This window comes from Myxococcus xanthus, from assembly GCF_013116825.1.
Taxonomy (GTDB): domain Bacteria; phylum Myxococcota; class Myxococcia; order Myxococcales; family Myxococcaceae; genus Myxococcus; species Myxococcus xanthus_B.
The window spans coordinates 43,303-51,156 of the sequence record NZ_JABFNS010000057.1 but is presented as its reverse complement, the minus strand read 5'-3'; the positions used below and the strand labels follow the sequence as shown (position 1 = coordinate 51,156).

The following is a 7,854-nucleotide window of genomic DNA, read 5'->3' as shown; positions in this document are numbered from 1 at the left end:
GCCTGGGGCGCGGTGGCGGGCGTGGGCGTGGATGCGCTGACGCCGACGGTGGACATGCGGGCCCGCCTGGAGGGGCGCCTCCAACGCGGAGGCTTTCGTCAGGGCGCCTTCGGCCCGGACTACGAGTTGGCACGTTTCCAGGTGGCGGGCCCGGCCTCCGTGCCGCTGGCAGAGGCGTCCTTCCCGGAGGGGTACTCCGCTTATGGTGAGGTGATTCTCAGCTGGGACGCGGTGCGGCTGAGTGGCATGCGCCAGCGACACCTCTTCCTCTCCTTGGGGGTGGAGGTCTTCTCCTGGGGCCGGGTGGACGTGGACGGGCGAGTGGAGGCGCAACTCTTCCACCGGGACTTGAGCCTGGGTGTCGGTGGGCTGGCGACGGCCATGGGCCAGTCAGGCGCGCGCTACGTCATCTCCGGGGAGGCCCGGTGGCGCTTCCTGGGAGGAAACCTCTACGCGCTGGGGCAGGGGGGCACGCTGCTGTTTCCCGCGCCGGAGGGGACGCTGCGGCCGTGGGCCTTCGCGGCCGTGGGGCTGGGGGTGGACAATGCGCGCTGAGCGACTGCCGCGCGGCGCAGTGGGCCTGGTGCTGACCCTGGTGGCCCTGCTGTCGTCGGGGTGTGCCTCGCTGCCCTCACGGGCGGGCCCTGGAGGCGCCCTGGCTGCCGTCTCGGGCGCGACGCCCATGGCTGCCTTGGGACGGAGTGCCGTCGCGCGTCTCCCCGAGGACGACGCGCTCGAGGACTCCGACGACGAGGAGGCCGCGGCCGGACCGCTTCTGCACCGCCGCCGGGCCACGCCGTCTCCCCCGAATCCTGGCGGAGGAGAGACGAGGCCCCTACGAGTGGCAGGCGCCCTGGCAGGCATGTGCGGGGAAGTCCCCCCGGGCTGGCCGCACCTGGACTCGGACGAGGCGGTACTGGCGCCCTTCCTGGCGTGCACCACGCCAGCGGCCTTCCTGGCCTTGCAGCGCCAGGTGGACATGCCCCAACTGGTGGAGGCCCTCTCGGATTGGAGCGCCGTCCGGCTGGGCGCCCTGGGCCCCGTGGAGGCCCAGTCCGCCCGGGTCCTCCTCACGAAGCGCGCGGCCTTCCTCTCCACCGCTGTCGAGAAGCACGGCGTGGCCAAGGCGGAAGTCCTCGCCCTCTTCGTCCTGCACACCACCCACGACGAGGAGGTGCGGCAGCTGCTGCGCCTGTTGGCCGAGGACAAACTGCTCAAGCGCGCCCTGGGGGCCATGGAGGTGGTGCGCGAGGAGCTGACGCAGCGGGGCATGGCCCTCACCGACTTCCCGGAGCGGGACTTACGCGCTGGTGACATCGCGCGAGGGCTGGGACGGGCTGTGGACGACGTCGCGGCCTCCATTCCCCTCGTCGGCGGAAGCCGGAGCGTGGACGCGTCCGCGCTGCCCCCGTGGCTCCCGCCGCCCTACCGGGCCGCATACGTGGAGGTGGAGAAGGCGCAGTACCTGGGGGCCTTCGCGCCGGGCAACGTGGCCCTGGCGTCCTTCGACCATCTCACCTTCGGTGTGCCGCTGGGCTTCTACTACCTGGCGGCGGGGACGGCGCAGGGCGGGGCCTCCCTCGCGAAGGGGGAGTACGAGGAGGCCACGCGGCAGTTGGCGCCCGCCGCCCTCATGGTGGGCCTGTACGCGGGAGGGAAGGGGGCGCGCGCATTCCGTGACGCAGGCCCCTCGCGGCACCAGGGGGCTCAGGTCCGGGCGGTGGTGCCCCGCGTGGAGGCGCTGAAGGCGGTGCTGGAGAGGTTGGAGGCGCGAGTCGGAGAGAGCGCCGTGGGGGAGCTGGCCCGCTATTTCCAGCAGAGCCGGGAGGCCGCACTCCTGGCTGCGGAATGGGGGGACGCCGCAGCACTTGCCCTGTACGCGTCGCGGGGCGACGTGCCGAAGGCGCGGCAGGCGATGCTGTCCGTCGCCAACTCCGACCGAGCCGGGCCTGCTTCAAAGCAGGCCCGTGATACTCAAGGTGGAGTATCGGCCGACGCGGTGCCCGGCCGCGAGGCTGCGACGTCCCTGCCGGGCCGCACAGATGTAGGAGCCAAGGTAGATGCCAAGGACATCAGGGGCGCCCGGCCGTATGGACTTGAAGGTCGTCCCGGGCATCCTGACGCTCATGGTGTTAGCCGACAAGATCAAGCGAACATCATCAACGACCCGAAGTCGACGCTTTACCGCGGGACCAACGCCAACAATCGCCCTGTTGACCACTATCACCGCGACGGGACGACGGTTGTCACCGAGCAGGGAGAGCCGACGCGCGTCATCACCGCGTTTGGTGCTCTCGCGACGAAGGACAGTCGAGGCCGTCCAATCATCCGCGGGACTGGAAAGCCGGCGAACCCACTCCCCAATGGTGGTCCTTATGAGAAGTTGCGTTGAGTTTCTTCTGTTCGCAATGGAGGTTGAACGATGATGGATGTGGACCTGTGGTCGGGACACGTCAAGTGGATCGAGTCGTTATCGACATTTCTCGGCTGCCAACTGCAGACCGTCCAGGGGAGTGAAACCACTGGGATTGATGCTGCCTCTGCAACGTTAGAGGGGGTAGTTGGGGCGCGGCATCCAGGGGTCGTGGTCGAGCTTGTTGTGAAGCTCTTGGTGACCCGAAATGATGATGGCGATGTGCTGGTTTGGGCGCTTGTGTTTTTCTTTGTTGATAAACGACGCGTCGCAGAAGAGGGGAAATGCTGCTTGGTGGTGGAGCGGCGCGAAGGTCAATGGCGTCGACGCGGCTGGGAGGCGGATGATAATGGCGAGTGGGCAGGCCTTGAGATGCTTGATTGATGTCTGACTCAATGTGCGTGGCCTCGGTGGTCACCCAACACCGGCCAATGAAGGAGTCTGAGACGCACCAAGGACTCCCTTGTCGGCGTGGAATGGAGACGCCCAGCTCCCACTTTCCACCGCGTCTTGGCCTCTGCTGCCTCGCCGCCGGCTCACGCGGCCTGAACGGCGGGGCAGCATGGCGAAAGTCGAATCAGACTCGCGAGCGGACACTTTGCGGAACCCCTCCGCTACGTGGCTCAGGCGTCGTGCGCCGACTGTCGCTGCCGGACGAGTTCCTCCACCACGCCGCGGACACGGGCTTCGTCGAAGGGCTTCTCCAGCAGCAGGTTGGGGATGCTGGCCAGGAAGTCCCGCGCGCCTGAGGTGAACGCGCCGCCGGAGACGAACACGAAGCGGTGCTCCAGCCCCGCGTACTCGCGCCGCACGGCCTCGTACACGTCGCGCCCCGTCAGGTCCGGCATCATCACGTCGCACAGCACCGCGTCCGGTTTCAGCCCGCGCTCCAGCAGCTCCAGCGCCTGGCGCCCGCTGCACGCCACGTCCACCTGGTGCTCGCGGAGGATGCGCTGCAACACCCGGCCCACCGCGGGCTCGTCATCCACCACCAGCACCCGGCCGCGCGGCGCGCGCGGTGCTTGCCGCGAATCAGGCTCCGAGGGCTTCGCGCGCTCCACCGTCTCCGGCGTGGGCAGCACCACCCGGAAGAGGGTGCCTCGCTCCGGCTCGCTGTCCACGGTGATGTCGCCGCCCAGCCCGCTGATGATGCTGTGGCAGATGGACAGGCCCAGCCCCGTGCCCACGCCCACCGGCTTGGTGGTGAAGAAGGGGTCGAAGATGCGGTCGATGACCTCACGCGCGATGCCCACGCCCGTGTCCGCCACCTCCACCACCACGCGCCCGGCGCCGTCCACCCGCGTGGCCAGCCGGATTTCGTGCCGGTGCGCGGCGCCTTCCGGAATGGCCTGCGCCGCGTTCACCACGAGGTTGAGGAACACCTGGCTGAGCTTGCCCTCGTTGGCCATGACGGGCGGGATGTCGCCGTAGTCGCGCCGCAGCTGCGCGCGGTGGCGGATTTCGTTGGCCGCCATCATCGCCACCGACTCCAGCACCGCGTGCACGTCCAGCGGTGACACGCGCTCCTCGTCCGGCCGGGAGAACGTCTTGAGCTGGCGGACAATCTGCCGCACGCGCTCGGCGCCTTCACACGCCTCCTGCAGCACCTCCTGCCATTCCCCCAGGTCCGGCTCGCCCTTGAGCCGCGCCTGGAGCGCCGCCGCGCCGTCCCCGGGCGGCAGGCTGCGGCTGAACTCGTCGGACAGGAAGCCCAGGTTGGACAGCACGAAGGCCAGCGGGTTGTTGATTTCGTGCGCGATGCCCGCCGCCAGCGTGCCCACCGACGCCAGCCGGTCCGCCAGCGTCAGCCGCGCCTGGAGCTGGCGCTGCTCCGTCACGTCGCGGGCAATGGACACCACCGCGGGCTGGCCGTCGAAGCGCAGCGGCAACGACACCACCTCCGCCACGCGGGTGCGCCCGTCCCTGCGCACCAGCCGCCGCTCGCCGGTGAGCGCGCCGGCCCGCACCGCATCCGGGCTGCGCATGTCCCGCACGAACTCCGTGAGGGGGCGGCCCACCAGCTGGTCCGCGCGCTCGAAGCCCAGCGTGGCCACCAGCGCCGCGTTGGCGTAGACAATCTGGTTGTCCCGTTCGATGGCCGCCGCGTCCGGCACGCCCTCCAGCAGCGCGCGGAAGCTCGCCTCCGACAACCGCAGGGCTTCTTCCGCCTGCCGGCGCTCGGTGATGTCGCGCGCCAGGCCCTCCACCGCCACCATGCGTCCGGAGGCGTCCGTCACCGGCGCCACCACGTGCTCCAGCCACAGCGTCCGCCCGTCGGGGTGGAGGAAGCGCACCACCACCGGCGCGCCCTGGAAGGGCTCCGGCGCTTCCAGCAACTGCTCCATCAGCGCGCGGTCCTCCTCGTGTACGCGCCGGTACCACAGCTCCGCGTCCGCGTAGTGCGCCACGGGGCCGTAGCCCAGCTTGGTGTGGGCCACGCGGCTGACGTAGGCGAAGCCGCGCGGGGCCTCGCGCCGGTACACGTAGAGGACGTCCGACGCGTTCTCCGCCAGCTGACGGAAGCGCCGCTCGCGCTCGCGCAGCGCCCGCTCTGATTCGCGCCGCTCCAGCGCCATGGAGATGGCGCCCGCCGCCGCAGACAGCAGGTCCACCTCCAGCCGGTCCCACCGCCGCGCCTCAAAGGTGTTGTCGAAGCCCACGAACCCCGTCAGCACGCCGCGCACGCGCAGGGGCAGCACCAGCAGGGACAGGATGCCCTGTGGCTCCAGCAGCTCCCGCTCCGACGCGGGGAAGCTCTCCACCAGGCCCTCGATGACGTCGCCCCGCGACAGCGTCTCCGTCCAGCGCCGCAGCGCGGGCTCCATGGGCACGTTCTGGAGGTCCGGGTTGTCGATTTCGGGCTTCACGCCGGGCGCGCACCACTCCGCGCGCTGGCTGCTCAGGATGGCGCCGTCCTGCGCCCGGTGCAGCTCGAACACGTAGACGCGGCTGGCGCCCGACGCGTGGCCCAGCGGCGCCAGCGCGGGCCCGTAGAGGTCGCCGCCATCCTGCGTGGCCAGCAGCCGCTGCTGCATGTCCACCAGCGCGGTGAGGTAGCGCTCGCGCCGCGCCAGCGCGCCGTCCGCCGCCTTGCGCTCGGTGAAGTCGTTGAGCGTGCCCGCCGTGCCCAGGATGCCGCCGTCGTCGTCGTGCATCAGCCGGGCGAACACCTCCACCCAGCGGTAGCTCCCGTCGCGCGTGAGGTAGCGCATCTCATGGCGCACGAAATCCACTTCCCCCGCGAACAGCTTCTGGAGCGGCTCCGGGTCGCGGTCCCGGTCATCCGGGTGGAGGAACTCCGAGAAGGAGCGGCCCAGGCTCTCCTCCACGCTGAAGCCGGTGATGTCCGTCCAGGCCGGGTTGAGAAAGGTCCACGTCCCCGCCAGGTCTGTCTGGAACACCACTTCCCGCAGGCTGTCGATGACGCCTCGGTAACGGTGCTCGTTGGAGGTCCAGTCAGGCGTGGAGTGCGGCTTCTGCATGATGGAACTCGAGAAAGTGGGCCGCGCGGGTGGACGCAGGGTCACCCGGATGCGCTACAAAGGGACAGAGAATCTGGATTTCCGGGCAGGCAAGCAAGGGGGCTTCGATGACCCTGGCAGGCGCGGGATGGGGACGGCGCCCCTTCTGCTGTTCTGTGGAAACACGGAGGCTGCCCTTCGTCCGAGGAAGGAGACATGCCTCCATGTTGCCTCTGCTCGCGGAAAGTCCCTCATGGCCTCTGGAAGCGCCCCGCTTTCGATGACGCATCTGGACTCCGAAGAGGCGGACGCCCTGCTGAAGGAAGGCGTCCTCCGGTTGCTGCTCGAGCAGGCGGGCGAGGCGCTCGTGTTGGTGGATGTCACCGGGCGTGTGCTTGCTTTCAACATGGAGGCCGGGCGTCAGTTCCGCATGAGCCGGCCCGAGCGTGCCGAGCAGGGTTGGCTGCCCGGTTGTGTATGGGCGCGTGCGGAGGATGCGTCCATGTCGGTGGAGGTGCCGCCCCTGGCGCGCGCGCTCACGGGCGAATGGGTGGCGGAGGCCCGCTGGCGGGTGCGCCGGCCGGATGGGACGCACGTCCTGCTGCGCGCCTCCGCGGTGCCGCTGGAGCACGACGCGGGCCCGACGGCTGGCGCGCTGCTGCGCGCATGTGAAGTGGCCTCGGTCGTGGGGCTGGACGCGGTGGGCTCGGCGCGGCTGCTGGCGGAGGCCGGTGCGCTGCTGGGCGCCGCGTTCGACGATGAGGCCGCGCCGCGGTTGCTCCGCTTGCTGGTGCCCGCGCTCGCGGACGCGGCGGTGCTGTACCTGGGCCTGCCCGGCGGGCCGCCGCGCCCGGTGACGGCGCTGCACGCCGAGCCGGAGCGCCATGGCTTGCTGGAGGAGATGCTGCGCCGCTACCCGCTGCCGCCCGAGCGCGTGCTGCCGTTGTGCGGCACCGGCCAGCCGGAGCGGTTGCGGGTGACGGAGGCCCACGTGGAGGCCGCCGCGCGGGACGCGGACCACGCGCGGCTGCTGCGGGGGCTGGGCCTGCGCTGCTACCTGGGCGTGCCGCTGGTGGCGCGCGAGCGCGTCATCGGCACGCTGGCCCTCTTCCGCGCGGAGGAAGCCCGTGACTTCAGCGCGGAGGAGCTGCGGCTGGCAGAGGAGGTGGCCCGCCGCACCGCGCTCTCCGTGGACAACGCGCAGCTCCTAAAGGAGGCGCGCGAGGCGGTGCGCCTGCGCGATGAGTTCCTGGGAATCGCCAGCCACGAGCTGAAGACGCCGCTGACGCCGCTGCACCTCAAGGTGCAATTGCTGCAGAAGCAGGTGGATGGGATGGCGGCCCACAACCAGCCGGTGTCCGCCGAGCGCGTGTCGGAGACGCTGGAGGTGGTGCAGCGGCAGGTGCGCAAGCTGACGAGCCTGGTGGACAACCTGCTCGACGTGTCGCGAATCACCGCGGGCCGCCTGCGGCTGGAAGTGGAGGAGATGGACCTGGCCAGCGTGGCGGCGGAAATCCTCTACCGCTTCGCGCCCTCCGCCTCGCAGCTGAAGTGTGAGCTGGAGCTGCACGCGCCGGTGCCCGTCATGGGCCGGTGGGACCGGCTGCGGCTGGAGCAGGTGGTGACCAACCTGCTGTCCAACGCGCTGAAGTACGGCGCGGGCCACCCCGTACGCGTGGTGGTGGAGGCGGAGGGGCTCACGGCCCGCCTGACGGTGCGCGACGGCGGCATCGGCATCTCCGCGGAGGATTTGCCGCGCATCTTCGAGCGCTTCGAGCGCGCGGTGAGTGACAGGCACTACGGCGGCCTGGGCCTGGGGCTCTACATCACCCGGCAGATTGTGGAGGCCTTCGGCGGCACGGTGCGCGCCACCAGCGAGCCAGGGCAGGGCTCCCTCTTCGTGCTGGAGCTGCCGCGCGGCGACATCCCCGAGGAGTGGCTGACGGCGCACGGCGCGCCGGAGCCATCGTCGTCCTGACG

The 7,854-nt window shown here is 70.6% G+C and carries 4 protein-coding genes and 1 pseudogene; 4 read left to right on the top strand and 1 reads right to left on the bottom strand.

Annotated features, from left to right (window positions below; genetic code table 11):
• The 3 genes and pseudogenes from HNV26_RS18410 to HNV26_RS18400 all read left to right on the top strand — a co-directional run.
• A pseudogene (locus tag HNV26_RS18410) lies at nucleotides 1–555 on the top strand (hypothetical protein); the annotation flags it as partial.
• Complete coding sequence (locus HNV26_RS18405; RefSeq protein ID WP_253816753.1) at nucleotides 545–2,392, top strand: HNH endonuclease; 1,848 nt, start codon at nucleotides 545–547, stop codon at nucleotides 2,390–2,392. The pseudogene HNV26_RS18410 and the gene HNV26_RS18405, both read left to right, overlap by 11 nt.
• Before the next feature lie 30 nt (nucleotides 2,393–2,422).
• Nucleotides 2,423–2,797: a hypothetical protein gene (locus HNV26_RS18400; protein ID WP_171440430.1), complete on the top strand. Its 375-nt coding sequence runs from the start codon at nucleotides 2,423–2,425 to the stop codon at nucleotides 2,795–2,797.
• Between the two features lie 239 nt (nucleotides 2,798–3,036).
• Here HNV26_RS18400 and HNV26_RS18395 read toward each other — a convergent pair whose 3' ends face one another.
• Entirely contained in the window at nucleotides 3,037–5,895 is a 2,859-nt protein-coding gene (locus HNV26_RS18395) for a PAS domain S-box protein (RefSeq protein WP_171440431.1), read from the bottom strand.
• A 232-nt stretch (nucleotides 5,896–6,127) separates the two neighbouring features.
• Here HNV26_RS18395 and HNV26_RS18390 point away from each other — a divergent pair, with 232 nt between their 5' ends.
• Nucleotides 6,128–7,852, top strand: a complete 1,725-nt coding sequence (locus tag HNV26_RS18390; RefSeq protein ID WP_253816752.1) for a sensor histidine kinase — start codon at nucleotides 6,128–6,130, stop codon at nucleotides 7,850–7,852.
• Nucleotides 7,853–7,854 lie beyond the last annotated feature (2 nt).

Bases quoted from the DNA above. Each gene is read 5' to 3' on its own strand.
- HNV26_RS18390 (WP_253816752.1), top strand. From the start codon at position 6,128: ATGGCCTCTGGAAGCGCCCCGCTTTCGATGACGCATCTGGACTCCGAA.
- HNV26_RS18405 (WP_253816753.1), top strand. From the start codon at position 545: ATGCGCGCTGAGCGACTGCCGCGCGGCGCAGTGGGCCTGGTGCTGACC.
- HNV26_RS18395 (WP_171440431.1), bottom strand. From the start codon at position 5,895: ATGCAGAAGCCGCACTCCACGCCTGACTGGACCTCCAACGAGCACCGT.
- HNV26_RS18400 (WP_171440430.1), top strand. From the start codon at position 2,423: ATGATGGATGTGGACCTGTGGTCGGGACACGTCAAGTGGATCGAGTCG.